Source organism: Terrabacter sp. MAHUQ-38, from assembly GCF_014518425.1.
In the GTDB taxonomy this organism is placed as follows: domain Bacteria; phylum Actinomycetota; class Actinomycetes; order Actinomycetales; family Dermatophilaceae; genus Terrabacter.
Genome location: NZ_JACVCU010000001.1, coordinates 1,059,481 through 1,082,395 on the forward strand (window position 1 = coordinate 1,059,481; position 22,915 = coordinate 1,082,395).

A 22,915-nucleotide genomic window follows, 5' to 3' on the forward strand; every position below is an offset into this window, starting at 1 on the left:
GCGCCGACCCCCAGTGACCGCCAAGACCGACGAGACCGACGAGACCGCCAGCCGCACCACCACCACGTTCGGATGTGAGGACGTCATGACGACACCCAGCAAGCCCACCCTCGGGGTCGGGATGATCGGCTACGCCTTCATGGGGCGAGCCCATTCCCAGGCCTGGCGCAACGCCCGCAGCTACTTCGACGTGCCGGCGACGCCGGACCTCGTCGCGGTCGCCGGGCGCAACGAGGCTGCGGCCCGCGACACCGCGGACCGGTTCGGCTGGGCCGAGGTGGAGACGGACTGGCGCCGGCTTCTCGAGCGTGACGACATCGACATCATCGACATCTGCACGCCGGGCGACACCCACGCCGAGATCGCCGTCGCGGCGCTCGAGGCGGGCAAGCACGTCCTCTGCGAGAAGCCGCTCGCCAACTCCGTCGAGGAGGCCGAGACCATGGTGCGGGCCGCCGAGCGCGCCGGGGAGCGGGGCATCCGCTCGATGGTCGGCTTCACCTACCGCCGCGTCCCGGCCATCGCGTACGCGCGACAGCTGGTCGCCGAGGGACGGCTAGGGCGCATCCTCCACGTGCGCGGGGCCTACCTGCAGGACTGGCTCGTCGACCCGGAGTCGCCGCTGACGTGGCGCCTGCAGAAGGAGCGGGCCGGCTCGGGTGCGCTGGGCGACATCGGTGCCCACATCGTCGACCTGGCCCAGTTCGTCACCGGTGAGACCCTCACGGGCGTCTCGGCCCTCACCGAGACGTTCGTGCGCGAGCGTCCCGTCGCCGATCCCGCGACGCTCGGCACCGGTGGCATCAGTGCCACAGCCGCACGCAACGGCGCCAGCAAGACGGGCGCCGTCACCGTCGACGACGCCGCCGTCCTCGTGTCGCGGCTGAGCGGCGGCGCCCTCGCGACCTTCGAGGCGACCCGCTTCGCCCACGGTCGCAAGAACGCGATCCGCCTGGAGATCAACGGGACCGACGGGTCGCTCGCCTTCGAGTTCGAGGACATGAACGTCCTGCACGTCTTCGACGGCACCGCGCCGAGCCGTGACGCCGGGTTCACGCGGGTGCTCGTCACCGAGTCCGCCCACCCCTACGTGGCGGCCTGGTGGCCGCCCGGCCACGTCCTGGGCTACGAGCACGGCTTCACCCACCAGGCGGTCGACCTGCTGACCGCCATCGCCGAGGGCATCGACCCCCGGCCCACCTTCTCCGACGGGCTCCAGGTGCAGCGGATCCTGTCGGCCGTCGAGACGAGCGCGGAGCGGGAGGGGTCCTGGACCCCGATCGACGGGGCCCGCGCGGCGTCCTCGGCACTGTCCTGACCGCGCGGAGGAAATCCGACCTCGCTTGTCCTGAAAGGAGATTCGGCTCCACCCGCACGTCCAGTCTCTGTCACCCCTGAAGGAGCAAGCCCTCATGCACCACGACAACGACGTCAACCCGCTCAAGCTGGCGAAGGGTCTCGGCCTCAACCGTCGGCAGTTCATGGCCGCCACCACGGGCATGGCCGCTGCCGCCGCCGTGACCGTCGCCGGCGCCGGGACCGCCCTCGCCTCGACCGCCAGCGGAGTGGTCGTGCCGCCCGGCAAGCGCGGCATCATCCTCTACACCGTCCGTGACGCCATCTCGCGCGACCCGTCCACCAGCCCGTACGCGTCGGGCTTCAAGGCGGTCTTCGAGGAGCTCGGGCGCATCGGCTACAAGCAGGTGGAGTTCGCCGGCTACGGCCAGAGCGCGAACGCCCCCGGAGGCAACGTCAACAGCGTCGACGGCGCCCGCCTGCTGCGCACGTGGCTCGACGACAACGGGCTCGAGGCCGAGGGCAACCACGGCTCGATCCCGTCGACCATCACGGACGCCACGCTCGCGTCGTTCGACGCAGCCTGCGAGGTCGCCAACATCCTCGGCATGCAGCACATCGGCACGGGCAGCGACCCGACGAACAGTGCCTACGTCGCGGACTGGGCCGCGGCTGCCGAGCGCTGGAACATCCTCGGCGCGCGAGCTGCCTCCCACGGCCTCAAGCTCTACACGCACAACCACGACATCGCGTACAGCTTCCTTCTCGACAGCGGCCCGCTGGACGACCTGGGTCGACCGACCCGCTCGTCCGGCATCCGCCGTCTCGAGTACTTCCTGGCCAACACCGACCCGGAGTACGTCTACCTCGAGATGGACATCTTCTGGGCGCACGTCGCGAAGTTCAAGCACACGGCATACACGGCTCCCGACGGCACGGCGGTCAGCTCGATCTTCAACCCGCTCGGAGTCGTCCAGGCCCAGCCGATCCGGTTCCCGCTCTTCCACGCGAAGGACGGCGACTACCAGCCGGAGACGCCGAACGGCTACGCGATGGTGCCCTTCGGCACGGGCGACATCGACTACACGACGTTCCTCAGCAAGACCGGCGCGAGGGGCTACCACAACCCGATGTACGAGCAGGACAACGCTCCCGGTGGCGCGGCGAACCCGGGCCAGTCGCTGGAGTTCGCGCGGACGAGCTACGCCAACCTGGCTGCCCTGCGCGCCTGACCCGAAGAAAAGTCACCGGCCCCCGGGGAGCGCATGTGCCGTTGCAGCGGCGCGCTCCCCGGGGACCGGCTTCGCCCGTCTCTGTCAAGAAGGACGTACCGATGAATGCTACAAGTCCCCGAAGGGGACGGAGGGCGGTTGCGGCAACAGCAGCCGCCATCCTCAGCCTGTCCACCCTGGGCGGTGTCCTCGCGACCCCTGCCCTCGCACACGACGGTGTCGACCACGGCATCGAGCCCGCGCTCGACTGGTCCAACTACGAGAAGATCACGCTCACCAAGGACACGGGGGAGCCGATCGACCTGGCCGTCCTGCCGGACCGTCGGGTGCTCACCACCGCCCGCAACGGTGACGTACGCCTTGTCGACCCGGACACGGGCGTGACCAAGGTCGTCAACACCCTGCCCGTCTACAACAACTCCGAGGACGGCCTCCAGACCGTCACGCTCGACCCGGACTTCGCGACGAACAAGTGGGTCTACCTCTACTACGCGCCGAAGACCATGACGGCGCCCTACCCGACGACGACGCCCTCCGGCTCGGCGCCGAACAGCCTGCCCGCCGGCGCCGACGCCAGCTACTGGGACCAGTGGAAGGGCTACAACCAGCTGAGCCGCTTCACGTGGGACGACGCCGCCGACAAGATCGACCTGTCGACCGAGCAGGTCATCATCAAGGTCGAGACGCAGCGCGGCCAGTGCTGCCACGTCGCCGGCGACGTCGACTTCGACGCCGACGGCAACCTCTACCTCTCGACGGGTGACAACACGCCGGCGAGCGCGCCGGGTGCCAACGGCTTCGCGCCAAACAACAACACGCCGGGCTTCAACCCCGGCTTCGACTCGCGCCGCGGCGCCGGCAACACGAACGACCTGCGCGGCAAGATCCTGCGCATCCACCCCGAGGCCGAAGGCGGCTACACGATCCCGCCGGGCAACCTCTTCCCGGAGGGCACGGCCAAGACCCGTCCCGAGATCTTCGTCATGGGGGTGCGCAACCCGTTCCGCATCGACGTGGACCCGCAGGCGAACTCTGTCACGTGGGGCGACTACGGCCCCGACGCCGGCGCGCCGGACCCGCAGCGTGGCCCGATGGGCTACGTCGAGTGGCAGACGACGGCCATCACCAAGCCGATCAACGGCGGCTGGCCGTACTGCACCGCCGACGCGAAGAACTACAACGAGTGGGACTTCGCCACGGCGACGCCCGGCCCGTTCTTCGACTGCGCAGCCGGCGCCAAGAACAACTCGACGCTCAACACCGGCCTCGCGGTGGTCCCGCCGGCCACCGCGGCGACGCTCTACTACGGCGACAACAACACCCATCAGCCGTGGCCCGAGCTGACCGACTTCTCGGCGGCCGGCGGCCAGGGCCCGATGGGCGGGCCGGTCTACCACTACGACGCCGACAGCACGTCGACGACGAAGTTCCCGGCGTACTGGGACAGCAAGGCGTTCTTCGCGGAGTTCTCCCAGGACTACCTCGCGGTCTTCGACGTGCAGTGGCCCGACGGACCCGTCGACCACATCACGAACTTCCTGCCCAACGCCGACCTCGAGACGAACGGGCAGCCGATCACCGACAGCCCCATCGACATCGAGTTCGGCCCGGACGGCTCGCTCTACGTCCTCGACTACGGCGACGGCTTCTTCCGGGCCAACCCCGACGCGGGTCTCTACCGGATCGACTACTCGCCCGGCAACAAGGCGCCGCAGCCGAAGATCTCGGCGAACCCGATCAGCAGCAGCAGCGCTCCGCTGACCGTGCAGTTCGACGGCAGTGACTCGGTCGACCCCGAGGCCGCGGCGCTGACGTTCGAGTGGGACTTCGACGGCAACGGCACGTTCGACGCCACCGGCGCCAAGACGAGCTTCACGTACACCGAGCTCGGCAGGTACCCGGCCCGCCTGCGCGTCACCGACCCGGAGGGCCGCCGCGGCCTGACGAGCACGTCGATCAGCGTCGGCAACGTCGCCCCCACCGTCACCATCGCGAACCCGCCGAGCGGCGCGTTCTTCGACTGGGGCCAGGCCGTGCCCTTCAGCGTCACGACTTCCGACCCCGAGGACGGCACCGCAACCGTGTGCCCGCGCGTCTCGTGGACCTTCGGTCTGGGCCACGACGCGCACGCCCACCCGCTCAGCCAGGGCACCGGATGCCAGTTCGCGATCCCGACCCCGGCCGACGCGACCCAGCACGGCGAGACCGAGAACATCTTCGGCGTCGTCGTCATCACCTACACCGACAACGGCGCGAACGGCCTGCCCGGTGCGACGACCACCGAGCAGCTCGTGCTCAACCCGAAGAAGCAGGAGGCCGAGTGGGCCGACGCGACCGAGGGCGTCGAGCTGACGAACGACGACACCGCGAGCGGCCTTCGCAAGGTCACCTCGTTCGACGCCGGTGACTGGCTGGCCTGGGACCCGGCGAACCTCGTCGGCGTCACAGGAGTGACCACTCGGGCCAGCGGCTCGGGCACCCTGTCACTGCGGTGGAGCTCGCCGACGGCGACGCCGTTCGGCACGATCGCCGTGGACGGCGCCGGCTGGACGAACGCGACAGCGACGCTCTCGTCCAAGCCCGCCGGCACCGGCCGCCTGTACGTCACGTCGACGGGCGGGGTCGTGCTCGACTCGCTCGGCTTCGTCGGGGACGGCGGCGCCGACGTCACGCCGCCGGCCGTCTCCGCGACGCTGAACCCGGCGGCCCCGAACGGTGCGAACGGGTGGTACACGAGCAACGTCACCGTGACGGTCAACGCGACCGACAACGGCACGGTCGCCTCGCGTCAGCGGTCCACCGACGGCGGCGCCACGTGGGTCAACGCGAACACGGCGCTGACGATCGCCACCGAGGGCACGACCACCGTGCTATACCGGGCGACCGACAACGGCGGCAACGTCAGCGAGGTCGGCTCGGTGACGGTCAAGCGCGACACGTCGCAACCCGCGATCGCAGTGTCCGGTGCCACCGACGGCGCGTCCGTCGGCGACTCCGGCAACGTGACGTGGACGGCGACGGACGGGGCGAGCGGCATCGACACCGTCTCGGCGCGAGTCGACGGCGCGGCAGTCCCGGCGGACCAGCCGCTGGCCCTGTGGAAGCTGACGCTGGGCAGCCACACCCTCGTCGTCACGGCGAAGGACAGGGCCGGACTCGTCCGCACGACCACGACGACGTTCACCACGACGACGTCGTTGACCGAGCTGACGAAGCTCACCGAGCGCCTGGCCCGCGAGGGCCTCGTGACGCGGTCCGGGGAGACCCTCCTGGAGAAGCGCCTGCAGCAGGCCGCGAAGAACGTGGCCGCCGGTCGGAAGGACGCCGCGATCTCCCAGCTCCAGGAGTTCGTCGTGCTCGCGAAGTCGGCCGCCAACGTGTCCGACACCACGGCATCGGCTGCGCTGCAGCGCGACGCCGACGCGGTCATCGCCTCGCTGCGCTGACCGTCCCGGTGCCCGGCGGTGGGATGCCTCCGTCCCGCCGCCGGGCCACCGGCCCCACCACCTGATCCGACGAGGAGAACGAGACATGACCGACGTACGAACCGGACTGTGGCTGGTCGGCGCGCGTGGCTCGGTGGCCACGACAGTGGCGACCGGCCTGGCGCTCATCACGGCGGGCGGTGCCGGGACCGACGGCCTCGTCACCGAACAGGGCGAGCTCGCCGGCCTCGGCCTAGTCGCCCTCGACGGCCTCGTCATCGGCGGGCACGACGTCACGGAGGTGCCGCTGGCCAAGCGGGCGGCCCAGCTCGCCGAGGCCGGGGTCATCCCGCACGATGCACTCCGGCTCGTGTCGGACCACCTGGACCGCGACTGCGCCCGTATCCGCATCGGCCATCGGGAGGGCGCCGAGCCCCAGCAGGATGCCGTCGAGCGTCTCGCCGCCGACATCCGCGCCTTCGCGGAGGCCGAGTCGCTGGCGCGGGTCGTCGTCGTCAACGTCAGCTCGACCGAGCCGGTCGTGGACGCCGACCCAGCACACGAGTCGCTCGAGGCTCTCGAAAGCGCTTGGGCCGCAGGCGAGTCCCCGTTACCACCGAGCTCGGTCTACGCCGCGGCCGCGTGCGCCGCCGGTGCAGCCTTCATCGACTTCACCCCCTCGACGGGTGCCCGCCTCCCGGCCCTCGCCGAGCTGGCCGAGCGCCACGGCGTGCCGTGGGGCGGCAGCGACGGCAAGACCGGCGAGACGCTCGTGAAGTCGGTCCTCGCGCCGATGTTCGCCGCACGCTCGCTCCGGGTCCGCTCGTGGGCCGGCACGAACCTCCTCGGCGGCGGAGACGGCGCCACCCTCGCCGACCCGCACGCCATGGAGAGCAAGGCGCGCAGCAAAGCACGGGGCCTCGAGGCGATGCTCGGCCACCCCGTCGACGGGCCCGTCCACATCGACAACATCGCCGACCTCGGCGACTGGAAGACGGCGTGGGACCACCTCACCTTCTCGGGCTTCCTCGGCACGCGCATGTCGATGCAGTTCACCTGGCAGGGGTGCGACTCGAGCCTTGCCGCGCCGCTCGTCATCGATCTCGCCCGGCTCGCCGACCTCGCGCTGCGACGGGGTGAGGTCGGCCCGCTGCCCGCACTCGGCTTCTTCTTCAAGGACCCCGTCGGCTCGGACGAGCACCGGCTCTTCGAGCAGCACCGAGCCCTGACGGAGTGGGCGACGGCGTCGTGACCGGGCTACGCGACCTCGTCGAGCTGGTGCGGGCACCGGCCGCCCTGACAGTGCCCGGCGACACGCTGGCCGGCGCCGCGAGCGCATGCTGGCCCGCCGGCATCCGTTCGGCGGCGCTGCCCGTCGCCTCGACGTGCCTCTACTGGGCGGGCATGGCGCTCAACGACTGGGCGGACCGGAAGATCGACGCGGTCGAGCGCCCCGAGCGGCCGATCCCCTCGGGTCGCGTGCCCGCGTCGACGGCCCTCGCCGTCGCGGGCGGCCTCACGGCAGCCGGGGTCGCGGTCGCGGCCGTCGCAGGCGGTCGCCGGTCCGCTGCAACCGCCGCGGTCCTCGCCGCGGCGGTGTGGGCGTACGACCTCTCCCCGAAGCAGGGACCGCTGAGCGTCGCGACGATGGCCTCGACGCGTGGCCTCGACGTGCTCCTGGGGGCGAGCACGGGCGGCGGAGCAGGCCTGCGCCGCGCCGCCGCGCCGGCCGCGCTCGTAGCCCTGCACACCGCCGGTGTGACCGCCCTGAGCCGCGGGGAGGTGCACGGCGGCTCGACGGTCGTGGCCCGGGCGTGCGTTGCGGCCACGACCGTGGTCGCGACCGCCTCGACCCTGCGGCCCAGCGCACGACGTGGGCCCGGCGGAGGCCTCGGCGCCGCCGTCTCGGTCGCCCTCACCGGGTGGTATGCCGTCAGCGTCGTCCGTGCCCAGCTGGCCGCCGCGCGCACTCCGGACGCGACGACGGTCCGCCGGGCCACCGGCGCCGGTATCCGCGGTCTCGTGCCACTCCAGGGTGCAGCGCTCGCGGCCGCCGGTCACTCCGGCCTCGCCCTGGGCCTCGCGGCGTCGGCCCCGGCCGGCGCGTACGCGATGAAGCGGGTGTCGGCGACATGAGCCTGCGCTTCGGCTACGGCCTCAACGGCTTCACAGACCATCGCCTGGAGGACGCGCTCGCCCTCCTCGCCGACCTCGGCTACGACGGTGTCGCACTGACCCTCGACCATGCGCACCTCGACCCGTTCGCGCACGACCTGTCCGCGCGTGTCGCCCGGGTCGCGGCCCTGCTCGCCCGCCACCGCCTCGGCGTCGTCGTCGAGACGGGCGCCCGGTACGTCCTGGACCCGCGCCGCAAGCACGAGCCGACGCTCGTCTCCGACTCGGGCCGGGAGCGACGGATCGACCTGCTGGAGGGGGCAATTCGTGTGGCGGCAGAGGTCGGCTCGCCTGCGGTGTCGTTCTGGAGCGGGATCGCGCCGCGTGCCGTCTCCCGCGCGGAGCTGTGGTCGCGCGTCGAGGACGGTGTCGCTGCCCTGCTCCCGGTCGCCGAGGCGGACGGCGTCGACCTCGCTCTCGAGCCGGAACCCGGGATGTTCGTCGAGAGGATCTCCGACGTGGTCGAGCTGCGCCGCCGGCTCGGAGACCCTGACCGGCTGCGGCTCACCGTCGACGTGGGTCACCTGCGCTGCACGGAGGACGCCGAGCCGGCGGCCTGTGTGCTCGGCGCCGGCGACCTCGTCGCCAACGTGCAGATCGACGACATGCGCCGCGGCGTTCACGAGCACCTGCCGCTCGGCGAGGGTGAGGTCGACTTCCCACCGGTGCTCGCAGCGCTCGCGGCCGTCGAGTTCGGCGGGCTCGTCGCGGTCGAGCTGCCGCGGCACTCGCACGCCGCCCCGACGCTCGCCGCATCGAGCCTCGAGTTCCTGCGTGACGCCGAACGGCGTGCGCAGGCCGCATCCGACACGCGACGACCCCAGGAGGTGGCCCGATGAGTGCCTCCACGACGGACGACGCGCTCGCGCAGGTCGCGAGCGATCCCGACTCCGTCGAGCGCCACTTCGCGGCCGCCGCTCGGGTCGCGGCGCGGGAGGGACGCGACGGCGACGCCGCCCGCGAGGCCCTGCTCCTGGCGCTGCCGGGCCGGGCTGCCGAGGTCGTCACCCGGCTCACCCACCTCTACGCGCACGGCGACGCCGCCGAGCGCCGGGCCGTGCTCCTCGCCCTGCCGGCGCTCGACGCTCCCGACCGGTCCTCACCGATCGCCGACGCCGCGCTGCCCATCGTGCGAGATGCCCTGCGCACCAACGACACCCGCCTCGTCACCGCCGCCGTTGGTCCATACGCCGCCGCCCACCTCGACGACGACGCGTGGCGCCAGGCGGTGCTCAAGGTGCTCTTCACCGGCATCCCGGTGGAAAACGTCGCCGGCCTCGCCGAACGCGCGGACGGCGAGCTGGCCCGCATGGTGGGCGACTACGCCGCAGAGCGCGAGGCCGCCGGACGCGTCGTCCCACCGGACGCCCGCACCGTGCTCGCCCTGGCCCGGTCCCAGCATCCGCCCGTCACCCGTCCCGCCCGAGCCGACTGAGGAGCCGCCGTGCGCATCTTCGACCCCCACATCCACATGACCTCCCGCACGACCGACGACTACCAGCGCATGCACGCCGCCGGGATCCGCGCCGTCGTGGAACCGTCGTTCTGGCTCGGCCAGCCTCGCACCAGCCTCGGGTCGTTCTGCGACTACTTCGACTCGCTGCTCGGCTGGGAGCCGTTCCGCGCGTCGCAGTACGGCATCGCGCACCACGCGACGATCGGCCTCAACCCGAAGGAGGCCAACGACGCCCGCTGCCGCGAGGTGCTCGACGTGCTGCCGCGCTACCTCGCCAAGGACCGTGTCGTCGCGGTCGGCGAGCTCGGCTACGACTCGATGACGCCCGAGGAGGACGCCGTCTTCGCCGCGCAGCTCGAGCTCGCCGCCGAGCACGAGCTGCCCGCCCTCGTGCACACACCGCACCGCGACAAGCTCGCCGGCACCCGCCGCACCCTCGACGTCGTCAGCGAGTCGGCCCTCGAACCCGGCGCCGTCCTCGTCGACCACCTCAACGAGATGACGGTCGGGGTCGTGGCCGAGTCAGGCGCCTGGATGGGCTTCTCGGTCTACCCCGACACGAAGATGGACGAGCACCGCATGGTCGAGATCCTGCGCCGCTTCGGGCTCGACCGGATGATCGTCAACTCGGCCGCCGACTGGGGCAACAGCGACCCGCTCAAGACGGTGCGCGTGGCCGAGGCCATGCTCGCGGCCGGCTACACCGACGACGACGTCGACCGCGTGCTGTGGCGCAACCCCGTGGAGTTCTTCGCCCAGAGCGGCCGCCTCGAGCTGCCCGACACGGAGGCGCCCGAGCTCGTCGGCGCTGGTGCGACCTTCATGGGCAACTCCGTGCTGCGCGGTGCGAGGGACTGACAGTGCGCCTGCTCCACGCCGACGGCCAGACCGTCCACGTCGCGTACTGCACCAACGTCCACCCGGGTGAGGACCTCGACACGATCATCGGGCAGCTCGACCGCTTCGCCGTGCCCGTACGTCGCCACCTCGGAGCCGACGCGCTCGGCCTCGGCCTGTGGCTCAGTGCGCCGGTCGCGCGCGAGCTGGCGCGCGACCCGCGGCAGGTCGACCGGCTCCGCACCGCGCTGGACGCGCGCGCCCTCGAGGTCGTCACGCTCAACGGCTTCCCGTACCGCGGCTTCCAGGACGAGGTCGTCAAGCACCGGGTGTACCACCCCGACTGGACCGAGCCGTCGCGCCTGACGTACACGACTGACCTCACCGAGGTGCTCGCGCGGCTGCTGCCCGACGACGCCGCCCGCGGCAGCATCTCGACCCTTCCGCTCGGCTGGCGGCACCCGTGGTTCGGTGACCGGCAGGTCCTCGCGGCCGAGCAGTTCGACCGGCTCGCCGACCACCTCCACGCCCTGCGAGACCGCACCGGACGCGAGATCCGGGTCGGCGTCGAGCCGGAGCCCGGCTGCGTCATCGAGACGACGACCGAGCTCGTCGACCGGATGGCCGGCTGGGACGGGGAGGTGCTCGGCGTGTGCCTCGACCTGTGCCACCTCGCCGTCGGTTTCGAGGACGCCGACGTCGCGGTGCGGCGCCTGTCCGCCGCCGGCCGCCGCGTCGTCAAGGCGCAGGTGTCCGCAGCGCTCCACGTCGAGCACCCCGCCGACGACGCGACCCGCGGCGCCCTCGGCGCCTTCGACGAGGACCGGTTCCTGCACCAGGTGCGTGCCTGCGGCGACCACGGCCAGCTCCGCGGGCGCGACGACCTCGGCGAGGCGCTCGGCGGGCGCCGACCGCTCGACCCGGCGCCCGGTGGGACCGAGCGACCGTGGCGCGTCCACTTCCACGTGCCGCTCGGGCACGCCCCTGAGCCGCCGCTCGCGGCCACGACTGCTGACCTGCGCGCGTCGCTCGGCGTCCTCGTCGGTGGCGACACGGCGCTGACCGACCACCTCGAGGTCGAGACCTACACGTGGTCGGTCGTGCCCGAAGCGGTCCGTCCCACCGACGACGCGGCCCTCGCGGTGAGCATCGCCGGCGAACTGGCCTGGCTGCGCGACACCCTCATCGACCTCGGACTCAAGGAGCCCGCATGAACCCTGTCCTTCTCCTCGACGTCGTCGGGCTGACGCCACGGGCGCTCGCCGACATGCCGCGCCTGCGCCGCCTCGCCGCGTCGGGCTGGCAGACCTCGCTCGAGACCGTCCTTCCCGCCGTCACCTGCTCGGTGCAGTCGACGATGCTGACCGGGCGCCCGCCCGCCGAGCACGGCGCGGTCGGCAACGGGTGGTACTTCCGCGACCTCGGCGAGGTCTTCCTGTGGCGCCAGCACAACGCGCTCGTCGAGGCGGAGAAGGTGTGGGACGCCTTGCGACGCAGGCACCCCGACGCCCGGGTCGCCAACGTCTGCTGGTGGTTCGCCATGGGCATGGACGTCGACTCCGTCGTCACCCCACGGCCGATCTACCACGCCGACGGACGCAAGTCGCCGGACTGCTACACGCGGCCGCCCGCCCTGCACGACCGGCTCGTCGACCGGCTCGGGCCCTTCCCGCTCTTCCACTACTGGGGTCCGACGGCGTCGATCGCGTCCTCGCGCTGGATCGTCGAGGCCACGCGGATGCTGCTGCCCGAGCACGACCTGACGCTCGCCTACGTGCCGCACCTCGACTACGACCTCCAGCGGTTCGGCCCGGAGTCGCCCCAGGCCCGGGCCGCCGCGCGCGAGGTCGACGCCGTCCTCGCACCGCTCCTCGACGACGCCGAGCGGCTCGGCGTCAGCGTCCTCGTCGTCAGCGAGTACGGCATCACCGCCGTCGACCAGCCCGTCGACGTCAACCGCGTGCTGCGCCGGGCCGGCCTGCTCGAGGTGCACACGCAGGCCGGCATGGAGTACCTCGACCCGTGGACGTCGGAGGCGTTCGCCGTCGCCGACCACCAGGTCGCCCACGTCTACGTCCGGGACCCCGACCGTGTCGCCGAGGTGCGCACCCTGCTGGCCGCCACTCCGGGCGTCGAGCAGGTGCTCGACCGGGCCGGCCAGACGGCATACGGCCTCGACCACGAGCGCACCGGGGACCTCGTCGTGGTCGCCGAGCCCCGGGCGTGGTTCACGTACTACTACTGGCTCGACGACGAGCGCGCGCCCGACTTCGCCCGCGGCGTCGAGATCCACCGCAAGCCCGGCTACGACCCCGCCGAGCTGTTCTTCGACCCCGCCGACCGCTCGGCCAAGGCGCGGGCCGGGCTCAGCCTCGTCCGCAAGAAGCTCGGCCTCCGGTATGCGATGAAGGTCGTCCCGCTCGACCCGCGCTGGGTGCGCGGCAGCCACGGGCGCCTGCCCGACGACCCGGTGGACGGCCCCGTCGTCATTGCGTCCGACGCGGCCCTGCGGCGTGAGAGCGTGGCGGCAGCGGATGTCCACGACCTCGTCCTCGAGGCAGCCGGCGTCGCCGTCGCCCAGCCCAGCCACCCCTGACCAGCAGCAACCCACAGCAGCAACCCACAGCAGCAAGGAGATCCACGATGGCCCGACCGATCACCCTCTTCACCGGACAGTGGGCCGACCTGCCCTTCGAGGAGATGTGCCGCCTTGCCGGCAAGTGGGGCTACGACGGCCTCGAGCTCGCGTGCTGGGGCGACCACTTCGAGGTCGACCGCGCCCTCACCGAGGACGGCTACATCGAGTCGCGCCGCGAGATCCTCGAGAAGAACGGCCTGCAGGTCTGGGCCATCTCCAACCACCTCGTCGGCCAAGCCGTGTGCGACGACCCCATCGACCAGCGCCACCAGGACATCCTCCCGGCCGCGGTGTGGGGCGACGGAGACCCCGAAGGCGTGCGCCGGCGGGCCGCCGAGCGGATGGCCGACACGGCCCGTGCCGCCGCGAAGCTCGGCGTCGACACCGTCATCGGCTTCACCGGCTCGGCCATCTGGAAGTACGTCGCGATGTTTCCGCCGGTGGGCGACGACGTGATCCAGGAGGGGTATGCCGACTTCGCGCGCCGCTGGAACCCGATCCTCGACGTCTTCGACGAGGTCGGCGTGAGGTTCGCCCACGAGGTGCACCCCAGTGAGATCGCGTACGACTACTGGAGCACCGTCGCGACGCTCGAGGCGATCGGGCACCGCGAGGCGTTCGGCCTGAACTGGGACCCCAGCCACATGGTGTGGCAGGACCTCGACCCGGCTGCGTTCATCTGGGACTTCAAGGACCGGATCTACCACGTCGACTGCAAGGACACCCGAAAGCGGATCGGCAACGGCCGCAACGGTCGCCTGGGTTCGCACCTGCCGTGGGGCGACCCGCGCCGCGGCTGGGACTTCGTCTCGACGGGCCACGGCGACGTGCCGTGGGAGGACTGCTTCCGCACCCTCAACGCGATCGGCTACGACGGCCCGATCTCGATCGAGTGGGAGGACGCCGGGATGGACCGCCTCGTCGGGGCCCCGAACGCGCTCGAGTACGTCCGCGCGCTCAACTTCGAGCGCCCGCAGGCCTCCTTCGACGCGGCATTCAGCAGCTCCAAGGACTGACACGCCCCGGCGGGTCTACGGTCGGACCCATGGGACTCGTCCAGATCGCACAGCACGCCGAGGACCTCGGCCGCGCGTCCGCCTTCTACGCCGACCTGCTCGGTGCCGAGCCACGCGCGACCTACGACCCGCCCGGACTCGTCTTCTTCGACCTCGACGGCGTGCGCCTGCTCCTCGACCGCGGCGCGCCGAGCGCCCTGCACTACCTCCGCGTCGACGACATCGACGCGACCCTCGAGCGCCTGCGCGCGTCCGGCGTCGCCGTCGAGGCCGAGCCCCACGTCATCTTCACCCACGAGGACGACACGCTCGGCCCGGCAGACACCGACGAGTGGATGGCGTTCGTCAAGGACAGCGAGGGCAACCTCGTCGGCCTCGTCGAGCAGCGCCCCCGCAGCTGACCGGGATCTCTCGGCGCCGCGCTGTCGATTGCGGTCCGGCGCGTTCGTGTACAGGGTGAGAGCAGGCGAACCGTCCGGCTCCGCACCTCACCGAGAGGCAGGCACGACGATGACCAGCACCCCGATGAAGACGTACCTCATCACCCTCTACTCGCCCGACGGGCCGCCGCCGCCCGAGGTCGACCTCGACGCGATCATGGCCGAGATCGAGAAGATCAACGACGACATCCGCGCGGCCGGCGGCTGGGTGTTCGCCGGCGGGCTCGGCGACCGCGCCGCCGCGACGACGATCCGGTCCTCGGGCTCCGGCGAGCCGGTGCTCACCGACGGTCCGTTCCTCGAGGCCAAGGAGCACCTCGGCGGCCTGTCGATCGTGCGGGCTCCCGACTACGACGTGGCCCTCGGCTGGGCGAAGCGCACCGCGCAGGCGACGGGTCTGCCCATCGAGATCCGGCCGTTCGTCGACGACGACGACCCGGGCCAGCGCCCCGAGAACGAGTGACCGGGCCCGACCGAACCGTGACCGTCGAGCCCGACGACATCGCCCGGGTCTTCCGCGAGGAGCACGGGAGAGCCGTCTCGGTCCTCATCCGTGTCCTCGGCGACATCGACCTCGCCGAGGACGCGGTGCAGGACGCCTTCACCGTGGCCGTCGAGCGCTGGCCCCGAGAGGGTATGCCGCCGAGTCCCGCCGGCTGGATCATCACGACCGCGCGCCACCGCGCCGTCGACCGCCTGCGCCGTGAGGCGTCCCGCGACCGCAGGCACGCCGAGTCGGCTCTCCTCAACGCCGGTGACGACACCCTGCACGACCAGTGGAAGGAGGGACCCGTGCGCGACGACCGGCTCCGTCTCGTCTTCACCTGCTGCCACCCGGCCCTCGCACCGGAGGCCCGCGTGGCGCTGACCCTGCGACTCCTGGGCGGTCTCACGACTCCGGATATCGCGCATGCGTTCCTCGTGCCCGAGGCGACGATGGCGCAGCGGATCGTGCGGGCCAAGAAGAAGATCCGCGACACGGGGATCCCGTACCGGGTGCCGCGAGACGCCGATCTGCCGGACCGCCTGGCCTCGGTGCTCGCCGTCATCTACCTCATCTTCACCGAGGGGCACACGGCGACGTCGGGCGACGAGCTCGTGAGGCCCGACCTCGCCGCCGAGGCGATCCGGCTCGGTCGAGTGCTCGTCGAGCTGATGCCCGACGAGCCCGAGGCGGTCGGCCTGCTCGCCCTCATGCTGCTGGCGGAAGCGCGTCGTCCGGCCCGCACCGACGCCGCCGACGAGCTCGTGGTCCTCGCGGACCAGGACCGCTCGCTCTGGGACCGTGAGCTCGTGGCCGAGGGCCATGCCCTCGTGCGGGCTTGCCTGCGCCGCAACGCTCCTGGGCCGTACCAGCTGCAAGCTGCGATCAACGCCGTGCACACTGACGCCGCAACCGCCGAGGAGACGGACTGGCGCCAGGTCGTCGCGCTCTACGACCACCTCCTGAGGATCGCACCGACCGACGTCGTGCGCCTCAACCGGGCCGTCGCGGTCGCGGAGCTTCACGGGCCGCATGCGGGACTCGCGCTGCTCGAGGGGCTGCACCTCGACGGCTACGTCCCCTTCCACGTGGTGCGTGGGGAGCTGCTCGGACGCGTGGGCCGCCGCGAGGAGTCCGCGGCGCAGTGGGGGCGTGCCGCGGACCTCAGTGCCAACGCCACCGAGTCGCGGCACCTGCGGTCGCGCGCCACGGACATGACGTCCGGAGCGGATTGAGCCCGCCCGTCGCGGGCCGGCTGTAGCGTGCGGGTCATGACGACGCTGCCGTCCACGGCCCCCGTGGACCTCGCTGCCGCGTGGGGTGGCCGGAGCCAGACCGCTGACCTCGACGGGCCGGTCCACTGGGTCGAGTTCGGGGGTCCGCACGGAGCCGACCACGAGGCGGGGACAGCACCCGTCGTGCTCGTCCACGGTCTCGGCGGCTCGCACCTCAACTGGGTCGGCGTGGCGCCGGCCCTCGCGCAGCACCGCCGCGTCGTCGCCGTCGACCTGCCCGGCTTCGGCCTGAGCCCCGCGCACGGACGCGCGACGACGGTGCACCACAACGCGGCCGTGCTGAGCCGCTTCGTCCACGAGGTGCTCGGCCGGCCGGTCGTGCTCGTCGGCAACTCGATGGGCGGGATGGTCTCGATGCTCCTCGCGGACCGTCGCCCCGAGCAGGTCGTCGGCCTCGCGCTCGTCGACCCGTCGCTGCCCACCCCGGGCCAGCGCCCCGACCCGCAGGTCGCGGTCACCTTCGGGCTGTATGCCGTGCCACGCGTCGGCGAGCGGTTCCTGCGACGGCTCGACACCCGCTACACCGACCGCCAGCGCGTGCTCGGCACGGTCGCCCTGTGCTTCGCCGACCCGTCGCGGGCCGACCCCGCCGTCATCGACGCGGGCGTCGAGCTCGCGGCCTGGCGACGGCAGCAGCATGGCCAGGAGACGGAGTTCCTCGGCGCGGCCCGCTCGATCCTCGCGATGCTGCGCCGCCCGCGCCGATACGACGCCATCATCGCCGGGATCGACCGTCCGGTGCTGCTCCTGCACGGCACCCGCGACCGGCTGGTGCCGGTCGGCGCGGCGCGACGGACCGCGGCCCTCAACCCGTCGTGGCGGACGGCCTACCTCGAGGGGCGCGGGCACACGCCCCAGCTCGAGGCCCCCGACGAGGTGCTCGCCCATCTCGAGCCGTGGCTGGCGTCACTGCCCTGAGCCGGCGCGTCACGCAGCGTCGGTCCGCGCGCGGGTTGCCGGGCAGCATCCGGACGTGCACGCGGGTGTCGAAGGTGACGATCGGCAGGCTCGCTCGTGCGCGCAAGCGACGCGATCCACTCCCGCACACCCTCTCGAGCATGGCTGCCGCCCTTCGACTCGGCGTCGAGCTGAGGATGTTCGTCACGGATCCTTTCCCACCGTCCACGCTGCGCGGGCCGGGCGCCGCGGCCTTTGAATCGTGACGTACGAGACGTCCTACGCCACAATGGGATTCACGGTCGTCGATTGTCGATGACCATCGACGAGGAGGTGCCGTGGACTCGAGGGCCTGGGACGAGAGGTACGCAGCCCACGACCTCGTGTGGTCGGTCGAGCCCAACCGTTTCGTGGCCGAGATCGTCGGGCCCCTGACGCCCGGCCACGCCGTCGACCTCGCGGCCGGCGAGGGACGCAACGCGATCTGGATGGCCGACCGGGGGTGGACCGTCGTGGCGGCCGACTTCTCGGCCGTGGCGGTCGACCGCATGCGATCGCTCGCGGCCGAGCGGCTCGGTGACGCTGTCGAGCGGCTCACCCCACTCGTCGCGGACGCCACGCAGCCGGCCCCCGGCGGCCCGGCCGCGTACGACCTCGCCCTGCTCAGCTACCTGCAGCTGCCGGCCGACGACTGGCGTCAGGCCCTGCGCGCAGCGGTCGAGGCGGTGCGCCCCGGAGGCCGGGTGGTCGTGGTGGGCCACGCCGGGCGCAACCTCGCCGAGGGCTGGGGAGGGCCGAGCGACCGCAGCGTGCTCTACGACCCCGACGAGGTGCTCGACGCCGTCGACGGTCTTCCCGTCTCGGTCGAGCAGTCGGGGATCCGGGAGCGACCGGTGCCGACCGACGAGGGCGAGCGGATCGCGCTCGACACGGTCGTCGTGCTGCGCCGCGACGGCTAGCGTCGCCCGTACTTCTTGTGCACGGCCTGGCGCGTGACGCCGAGCTGCTCGGCGATCTCCGCCCAGGCGAGTCCTTGCATCCTGGCGCGCCGGACCACCGCGGCCTCGGTGCGGTCGGCCGCCCGGCGCAGCTCGCGTGCCGCGGCCAGGGCCGCCCGCGGGTCGTCGTCGCCGGTCGCGCGAGCCAGCTTCAGCATGTCGTCGACCTCCATCGTGATCTCCGCCGCTCGGTCGCTGTGTCAACTTCTGTTGACACCATATGTCGCCGCGACCGTCGCGGTCAACCCAGGTTGACGCGCGGACTGTGTGCCGGCCCAGCCCCTCGACCTGAGCAGCTCGCCGACCTCCGCCGCCGGTGTGCACGGCGTCACTGCGACGTCGCCCGGGCAAGAGCCGCGTCAGCAATCTCCACAGGTCGAGGGACCGCGGTGGCGTGTGCAGGCGTCGGGAGTATGACCCCGCCGAGTGCACTCACGGCGCCAGGGGGTGGGCGACGTGGTGCCACCCGAAACCGGTGGCTCGACGACCCCGGGCCACAGCAGGATGGCGCCCATGGCACTGGAGCTCTCGCACACGACCGTCAACGCCCTCGACGCCTACGCCCAGTCGGTCTGGTGGGCCGACCTGCTCGGCTACCACGAGGACCCCGCCGACCCCAACGAACCCGGTCACGAGGAGTGCATGATCTTCTCGCCCGACGAGTCACACCGGCTGCTCTTCATCGAGGTGCCTGACGCGAAGCAGGGGCGCAACCGGGTGCACCTCGACCTCCGGCCCACCGACCGCCCTCGCGACGAGGAGGTCAGCCGTGTGACCGGTCTCGGCGCCGGCATCGTGCAGGACTGCCGCACCGAGGACGGTCGTGGCTGGGTCGTCATGGCCGACCCCGAAGGCAACGAGTTCTGCATCCTGCGCAGTGACGACGAACGCCGCGCGGCGGGCGACCTCTGAGCCGGGTCCTACCCGTGGTGCGACGATGACGGCGTGACCGTCACCCGCTCGATCCTGCTCTTCGTGCTCGCCGCGCTCGCCGAGATCGGCGGCGCCTGGCTCATCTGGCAGGGGGTGCGAGAGCACCGCGGCTGGGTCTGGGCGGGCGCCGGTGTCGTGGCGCTCGGGCTCTACGGCTTCGTCGCCACGCTCCAGCCCGACGCCAACTTCGGGCGGATCCTCGCCGCGTACGGTGGCGTCTTCGTCGCCGGGTCACTCCTCTGGGGCGTGCTGGCCGACGGCTTCCGCCCGGACCGGTGGGACGTCGTCGGCGCGCTCGTGTGCCTCGTGGGGGTCGGCGTCATCATGTACGCCCCACGGCCGGGCTGAGCTGGGCGTCGACGAGCTGGGTCTGGACGAAAGGGGCACCTCGGCGCGACCATGGGGACACGGAGGTCGCGCCCATGACAGTTCAGCCGAATGCCGCCATCCAGCCCCTCGACCCGGGTCAGCTCGACCAGCACGAGGTCGACGAGCATCAGGCCGAGCGCGTCCGCGAGCAGGGCGCCGCGCAGCTCGCCGCCCACCTCGACCGCGTGCGCCGACACCGGTCCGAGCTGCGCGAGTCGGTGGCCGCGGTCGACCTCGCCCTCGAGTCGCCGATCGCGCGCGGCGGCATGTGGCGCGAACGCGTGCGCGCCGCGCTCGCCGAGCTCGCGCACGACTTCGACGACCACGTCGCGCTGACCGAGAGCTCCGGCGGCATCTACGACCGGGCCCGGCGCAGCGCGCCGCGGCTGTCGGCGCGCGTCGACCGCCTCCTGCGCGAGCACCGCGAGCTGCGCGAGGCGATCCACGGCTACCTCGCCGTGCTCGAGCACGGGGGCACGATGGCCGACCTTCCCGTCTTCCGCGAGGAGCTGACCGTGCTCATGGGCCGGCTCGTGCGGCACCGCCAGAAGGGCGGCGACCTGGTCTACGAGGCGTACGACGTCGACCTCGGAGGCTCCGGCTGACGCGTGCGGCAAAGGGGCCACGCGCGCCAGCCGGCGGGTTCGGTCAGCCGGCGGGTTCGTAGCGCGGACGCAGCGTGAAGCCTGAGACTCCCGCACCGCTCGTGCGCGACGCCAGCACCTGGTGCAGCTGGATCTCGTTGCGCTCGAACGCGAGTCGGGATCCGGCGAGATAGAGGCCCCACACCCGGGCCGTGCCGATCCCGGCGAGCTCGACGCAGTCGTCCCAGTGCTTGGCGAGGTTGGCGTTCCACGCGGCGCACGTGCGGGCGTAGTGCTCGCGGAGGTTCTCGTGGTGGCGCACCTCGAAGCCCTCGTCCTCCATGACGCGCACGATGTCGCCGCTGCCCGTCAGCTCGCCGTCGGGGAAGACGTAGCGGTTGATGAAGCCCCGCGGCGGCAGTCCCGGGTGCTTGTTGTCGGGTCGCGTGATGCAGTGGTTGAGCAGGCGGCCCTCGTCGCGCAGCCGCTCGTGCAGGAAGCGGAAGTACGCCGGGTAGTTCGCGACCCCGATGTGCTCGGTCAGGCCGATCGAGCTGATCGCGTCGAAGCCGCGCTCGGTGACGTCGCGGTAGTCGCCGTGCCGCACCTCCGCGCGGTCGGCGATGCCGTCGGCCTCGATCGCCGCCTGCGCCCAGGTCGCCTGCTCGCGCGAGAGGGTGACGCCGAGGGCGCTGACACCGTAGTGCTTCACGGCGTGCCGGACCATACCGCCCCAACCGCAGCCGACGTCGAGCAGCCGCATGCCGGGCTGCAGCCCGAGCTTGCGGGCGACGAGGTCGTACTTGTACGCCTGCGCCTCCTCGAGGGATGCCTCGTCGGTCGGGAAGCAGGCGCAGGTGTAGGTCATCGACGGCCCGAGGACCCGCTCGTAGAACGCGTTGGACACGTCGTAGTGGTGACTGATGGCGGCGGCGTCGCGGGCCCGGCCGTGCCGCAGGCCGTGGGCCAGCCGGCGCAGCTGTCCAGGGGTCTCCTCCTTGGGGAGCCTCGGCGCGTGGGGCCGGTGGTGCGCGAGGAACCGCGCGAGCTCGACGGCGTCGCGTCCCTTCGGGCGCCGTGCCGTGAGGCCGTCGCCGACGAGGCGCAGCACGTCGTACGGGTCGGCCTCGTCGATCCCCTCGATGACGAGGTCACCGAGGAGGTACGCGCGCGCGAGGCCGAGCTCGCCGCCCGCGGCGAGGACATGGTTGAGCGCGTCGGGGTTCGTCAGCCGGAACACGAGCCCGTGCGGGCTCCCGCCGGTCGAGCCGTCCCACGCGACCACGTGGACCGGCGCGTCTTCGCCGTAGACGAGGTCGAAGGCCTCTCCCACCGTGAGCGTCATCGTGCCTGCACCGCCTTCTCGTAGAGGGTCGGGAATCGGCGGTCGGGGTCGTACCGCCGCTTGACCGGGTCGTAGGTCGCGCCGCCGTAGAGGGCGGCGAAGGTTGTCTCGTCGTAGTAGGCGTCGGAGTAGAGCGACTTGTGGCCGCCGAGCCGGGTCACCTGGTCCTCGATGCTCCGGTTGACGTCGCCGTCGCGGGCGCCCGGCTCGACCGGGACCGTCGACCAGAAGCCGACGTTGACGTAGCGCTCGTCGCGTCGCATCGGGTAGAGCGGCCACGGCGGCGCGTCGCTGCCGTCGCTGCCGTCGCTGCCGTCGGCGGCGTCGGTGGGCGCGCGGGGTCCGTCGTGCCGCAGCTGGATCGGGCACAGCCACACCGGCTCGATCGGCACCTCGCGCAGGAACCAGTCGAGGAACTCGGCCGTGCGGCCCAGCGGGATCTCGACGTCCTGCACGACCCGCTCGTTGGCGGGGAGACGACGCAGCCGGTCGAGCCGGGCCATGAGTCCGTAGCGGTTCTCGAGGGCCACGATCTTCCAGTACACGTCGCTGCGCAGCAGGTGGCGCGGCCACAGCCGACGGACGAGCGGGTTCTGCGCGCCGAACGCCCGGCTGCACCAGAACCAGTCGGTGTCCCAGCGCCACAGGTAGTCGTGGGCGGTCAGCACGTCGGTGCGGCGCTGCTGGATGGAGCGGTAGAACACCTCGTGGCCGGTGTAGTCGCTGGGTCGGGCCTGACCCTCCAGGAGGTCGGTCCACCGCCCCAGCGTGAGGTAGCCCTCGGTCGGCCCGAAGACGACGCCGTCGACGAAGTCCACCCGGTCACCGTCCCAGACGTGCGACTGCATGACCGCGCCGATCGCGTCGGTCACCGCCGTCACCGAGTCGAACCGCACGTGCCGCAGCGCGACGTACGGCCGGGCCGGCTCGAGCTCGATGACGAGGTCGAGGACGTAGCCGAGCGAGCCGTACGAGTTGGGGAAGGTGCGGAACAGCTCGGCGTGCTCGCCGTGCGGAGTGGCCGTGACGACCCGCCCGTCGCCCGTGAGCACCCGCATTTCGACCACCGACTCGTGGGGCAGCCCGTTGCGGAACGACGCCGACTCGATGCCCAGCCCGGTCACCGCCCCACCGATCGTGATGGTGCGCAGCTGGGGCACGACGAGCGGCACGAACCCGAGCGGCAGCAGCTCGTCGACGAGCTGCTCGTAGGTCGTCAGCCCGCCGACGCGCGCCGTCGCCGGGCCGTCGTCGTGAGCGGGATACACCTCGACGACCCCGCGAAGCGCCGACAGGTCGAGGCCCGCCGACTCTGCGGCGCTGCGGACGCGGAAGAGGTTCGAGGTGCGCTTGGCCAGCCGCACCGGGCGGTCCTGCGGCAATGCGGCATACGCCCTCTGGGCCTCCTCGACGGCACGTTCGTGCTGACGGATCCGCAGGGGCGAGCCGAGCCGTTCCATGGGCGAGGTGACCTGAGAGGTTGTCACCCTCCAAG

22 protein-coding genes are annotated in these 22,915 nt (G+C 72.2%); 19 read left to right on the forward strand and 3 right to left on the reverse strand.

Annotated features, from left to right (window positions below):
• Nucleotides 1-85: 85 nt before the first annotated feature.
• The 16 genes from H9I49_RS04950 to H9I49_RS05025 all read left to right on the forward strand — a co-directional run bounded on the left by H9I49_RS04950 (nucleotide 86) and on the right by H9I49_RS05025 (nucleotide 18,150).
• Nucleotides 86-1,318, forward strand: coding sequence for a Gfo/Idh/MocA family protein (locus H9I49_RS04950; RefSeq protein ID WP_188029615.1), 1,233 nt, complete (start codon nucleotides 86-88; stop codon nucleotides 1,316-1,318).
• Between the two features lie 94 nt (nucleotides 1,319-1,412).
• Nucleotides 1,413-2,528 (forward strand): sugar phosphate isomerase/epimerase, encoded by a 1,116-nt coding sequence (locus tag H9I49_RS04955; protein ID WP_188029172.1) that lies wholly within the window; start codon nucleotides 1,413-1,415, stop codon nucleotides 2,526-2,528.
• Nucleotides 2,529-2,629: 101 nt separating this feature from the next.
• Nucleotides 2,630-5,974 (forward strand): PQQ-dependent sugar dehydrogenase, encoded by a 3,345-nt coding sequence (locus H9I49_RS04960; protein ID WP_188029173.1) that lies wholly within the window; start codon nucleotides 2,630-2,632, stop codon nucleotides 5,972-5,974.
• An 85-nt stretch (nucleotides 5,975-6,059) separates the two neighbouring features.
• Entirely contained in the window at nucleotides 6,060-7,205 is a 1,146-nt protein-coding gene (locus tag H9I49_RS04965; protein WP_188029174.1) for an inositol-3-phosphate synthase, read from the forward strand.
• Nucleotides 7,202-8,089, forward strand: coding sequence for an SCO3242 family prenyltransferase (locus H9I49_RS04970; protein WP_188029175.1), 888 nt, complete (start codon nucleotides 7,202-7,204; stop codon nucleotides 8,087-8,089). The genes H9I49_RS04965 and H9I49_RS04970 overlap by 4 nt, the downstream gene beginning before the upstream one ends.
• A complete protein-coding gene (locus H9I49_RS04975; protein WP_188029176.1) occupies nucleotides 8,086-8,967 on the forward strand; it encodes a sugar phosphate isomerase/epimerase in 882 nt (293 codons plus the stop codon). The genes H9I49_RS04970 and H9I49_RS04975 overlap by 4 nt, the downstream gene beginning before the upstream one ends.
• The gene (locus H9I49_RS04980; protein ID WP_188029177.1) at nucleotides 8,964-9,563 is read left to right on the forward strand and encodes an EboA domain-containing protein; all 600 of its coding nucleotides are present in this window, start codon (nucleotides 8,964-8,966) and stop codon (nucleotides 9,561-9,563) included. The genes H9I49_RS04975 and H9I49_RS04980 overlap by 4 nt, the downstream gene beginning before the upstream one ends.
• A gap of 9 nt (nucleotides 9,564-9,572) precedes the next feature.
• Nucleotides 9,573-10,442 (forward strand): TatD family hydrolase, encoded by an 870-nt coding sequence (locus tag H9I49_RS04985; RefSeq protein ID WP_188029178.1) that lies wholly within the window; start codon nucleotides 9,573-9,575, stop codon nucleotides 10,440-10,442.
• Nucleotides 10,443-10,444: 2 nt separating this feature from the next.
• Nucleotides 10,445-11,635, forward strand: a complete 1,191-nt coding sequence (gene eboE, locus H9I49_RS04990; protein ID WP_188029179.1) for a metabolite traffic protein EboE — start codon at nucleotides 10,445-10,447, stop codon at nucleotides 11,633-11,635.
• The gene (locus tag H9I49_RS04995; RefSeq protein ID WP_188029180.1) at nucleotides 11,632-13,017 is read left to right on the forward strand and encodes an alkaline phosphatase family protein; all 1,386 of its coding nucleotides are present in this window, start codon (nucleotides 11,632-11,634) and stop codon (nucleotides 13,015-13,017) included. The genes eboE and H9I49_RS04995 overlap by 4 nt, the downstream gene beginning before the upstream one ends.
• A gap of 47 nt (nucleotides 13,018-13,064) precedes the next feature.
• The gene (locus H9I49_RS05000) at nucleotides 13,065-14,075 is read left to right on the forward strand and encodes a sugar phosphate isomerase/epimerase (RefSeq protein WP_188029181.1); all 1,011 of its coding nucleotides are present in this window, start codon (nucleotides 13,065-13,067) and stop codon (nucleotides 14,073-14,075) included.
• 29 nt (nucleotides 14,076-14,104) lie between these two features.
• Complete coding sequence (locus H9I49_RS05005; protein ID WP_188029182.1) at nucleotides 14,105-14,476, forward strand: VOC family protein; 372 nt, start codon at nucleotides 14,105-14,107, stop codon at nucleotides 14,474-14,476.
• 109 nt (nucleotides 14,477-14,585) lie between these two features.
• On the forward strand, nucleotides 14,586-14,978 hold the full coding sequence (locus H9I49_RS05010; protein WP_255523605.1) for a YciI family protein: 393 nt from the start codon (nucleotides 14,586-14,588) through the stop codon (nucleotides 14,976-14,978).
• A gap of 17 nt (nucleotides 14,979-14,995) precedes the next feature.
• Nucleotides 14,996-16,234, forward strand: a complete 1,239-nt coding sequence (locus tag H9I49_RS05015; RefSeq protein WP_188029183.1) for an RNA polymerase sigma factor — start codon at nucleotides 14,996-14,998, stop codon at nucleotides 16,232-16,234.
• A gap of 36 nt (nucleotides 16,235-16,270) precedes the next feature.
• Nucleotides 16,271-17,212: an alpha/beta fold hydrolase gene (locus H9I49_RS05020; RefSeq protein ID WP_188029184.1), complete on the forward strand. Its 942-nt coding sequence runs from the start codon at nucleotides 16,271-16,273 to the stop codon at nucleotides 17,210-17,212.
• A gap of 317 nt (nucleotides 17,213-17,529) precedes the next feature.
• Nucleotides 17,530-18,150, forward strand: coding sequence for a class I SAM-dependent methyltransferase (locus tag H9I49_RS05025; protein WP_188029185.1), 621 nt, complete (start codon nucleotides 17,530-17,532; stop codon nucleotides 18,148-18,150).
• Here H9I49_RS05025 and H9I49_RS05030 read toward each other — a convergent pair.
• The gene (locus tag H9I49_RS05030; RefSeq protein ID WP_188029186.1) at nucleotides 18,147-18,362 is read right to left on the reverse strand and encodes an ECF-type sigma factor; all 216 of its coding nucleotides are present in this window, start codon (nucleotides 18,360-18,362) and stop codon (nucleotides 18,147-18,149) included. The genes H9I49_RS05025 and H9I49_RS05030 overlap by 4 nt on opposite strands.
• Nucleotides 18,363-18,702: 340 nt before the next feature.
• Between H9I49_RS05030 and H9I49_RS05035 the strand changes: the two genes are divergently transcribed.
• The 3 genes from H9I49_RS05035 to H9I49_RS05045 all read left to right on the forward strand — a co-directional run bounded on the left by H9I49_RS05035 (nucleotide 18,703) and on the right by H9I49_RS05045 (nucleotide 20,096).
• On the forward strand, nucleotides 18,703-19,101 hold the full coding sequence (locus tag H9I49_RS05035; RefSeq protein WP_188029187.1) for a VOC family protein: 399 nt from the start codon (nucleotides 18,703-18,705) through the stop codon (nucleotides 19,099-19,101).
• A 33-nt stretch (nucleotides 19,102-19,134) separates the two neighbouring features.
• Nucleotides 19,135-19,470 (forward strand): YnfA family protein, encoded by a 336-nt coding sequence (locus tag H9I49_RS05040; protein WP_188029188.1) that lies wholly within the window; start codon nucleotides 19,135-19,137, stop codon nucleotides 19,468-19,470.
• 74 nt (nucleotides 19,471-19,544) lie between these two features.
• A complete protein-coding gene (locus H9I49_RS05045) occupies nucleotides 19,545-20,096 on the forward strand; it encodes a hemerythrin domain-containing protein (RefSeq protein ID WP_188029189.1) in 552 nt (183 codons plus the stop codon).
• A 43-nt stretch (nucleotides 20,097-20,139) separates the two neighbouring features.
• On the opposite strand, the gene H9I49_RS05050 is transcribed toward H9I49_RS05045, so the two are convergent.
• On the reverse strand, nucleotides 20,140-21,420 hold the full coding sequence (locus H9I49_RS05050) for a class I SAM-dependent methyltransferase (protein ID WP_188029190.1): 1,281 nt from the start codon (nucleotides 21,418-21,420) through the stop codon (nucleotides 20,140-20,142).
• Complete coding sequence (locus H9I49_RS05055) at nucleotides 21,417-22,907, reverse strand: FAD-binding oxidoreductase (RefSeq protein WP_370587431.1); 1,491 nt, start codon at nucleotides 22,905-22,907, stop codon at nucleotides 21,417-21,419. The genes H9I49_RS05050 and H9I49_RS05055 overlap by 4 nt, the downstream gene beginning before the upstream one ends.
• Between the last annotated feature and the right edge of the window lie 8 nt (nucleotides 22,908-22,915).

Excerpts from the sequence above, each read along its gene's own strand:
- H9I49_RS04950 (WP_188029615.1), top strand. The coding sequence starts at position 86 with ATGACGACACCCAGCAAGCCCACCCTCGGGGTCGGGATGATCGGCTAC.
- H9I49_RS04955 (WP_188029172.1), top strand. The coding sequence starts at position 1,413 with ATGCACCACGACAACGACGTCAACCCGCTCAAGCTGGCGAAGGGTCTC.
- H9I49_RS04960 (WP_188029173.1), top strand. The coding sequence starts at position 2,630 with ATGAATGCTACAAGTCCCCGAAGGGGACGGAGGGCGGTTGCGGCAACA.
- H9I49_RS04965 (WP_188029174.1), top strand. The coding sequence starts at position 6,060 with ATGACCGACGTACGAACCGGACTGTGGCTGGTCGGCGCGCGTGGCTCG.
- H9I49_RS04975 (WP_188029176.1), top strand. The coding sequence starts at position 8,086 with ATGAGCCTGCGCTTCGGCTACGGCCTCAACGGCTTCACAGACCATCGC.
- H9I49_RS04980 (WP_188029177.1), top strand. The coding sequence starts at position 8,964 with ATGAGTGCCTCCACGACGGACGACGCGCTCGCGCAGGTCGCGAGCGAT.
- H9I49_RS04995 (WP_188029180.1), top strand. The coding sequence starts at position 11,632 with ATGAACCCTGTCCTTCTCCTCGACGTCGTCGGGCTGACGCCACGGGCG.
- H9I49_RS05000 (WP_188029181.1), top strand. The coding sequence starts at position 13,065 with ATGGCCCGACCGATCACCCTCTTCACCGGACAGTGGGCCGACCTGCCC.
- H9I49_RS05005 (WP_188029182.1), top strand. The coding sequence starts at position 14,105 with ATGGGACTCGTCCAGATCGCACAGCACGCCGAGGACCTCGGCCGCGCG.
- H9I49_RS05010 (WP_255523605.1), top strand. The coding sequence starts at position 14,586 with ATGACCAGCACCCCGATGAAGACGTACCTCATCACCCTCTACTCGCCC.
- H9I49_RS05020 (WP_188029184.1), top strand. The coding sequence starts at position 16,271 with ATGACGACGCTGCCGTCCACGGCCCCCGTGGACCTCGCTGCCGCGTGG.
- H9I49_RS05030 (WP_188029186.1), bottom strand. The coding sequence starts at position 18,362 with ATGGAGGTCGACGACATGCTGAAGCTGGCTCGCGCGACCGGCGACGAC.
- H9I49_RS05035 (WP_188029187.1), top strand. The coding sequence starts at position 18,703 with ATGGCACTGGAGCTCTCGCACACGACCGTCAACGCCCTCGACGCCTAC.
- H9I49_RS05045 (WP_188029189.1), top strand. The coding sequence starts at position 19,545 with ATGACAGTTCAGCCGAATGCCGCCATCCAGCCCCTCGACCCGGGTCAG.
- H9I49_RS05050 (WP_188029190.1), bottom strand. The coding sequence starts at position 21,420 with ATGACGCTCACGGTGGGAGAGGCCTTCGACCTCGTCTACGGCGAAGAC.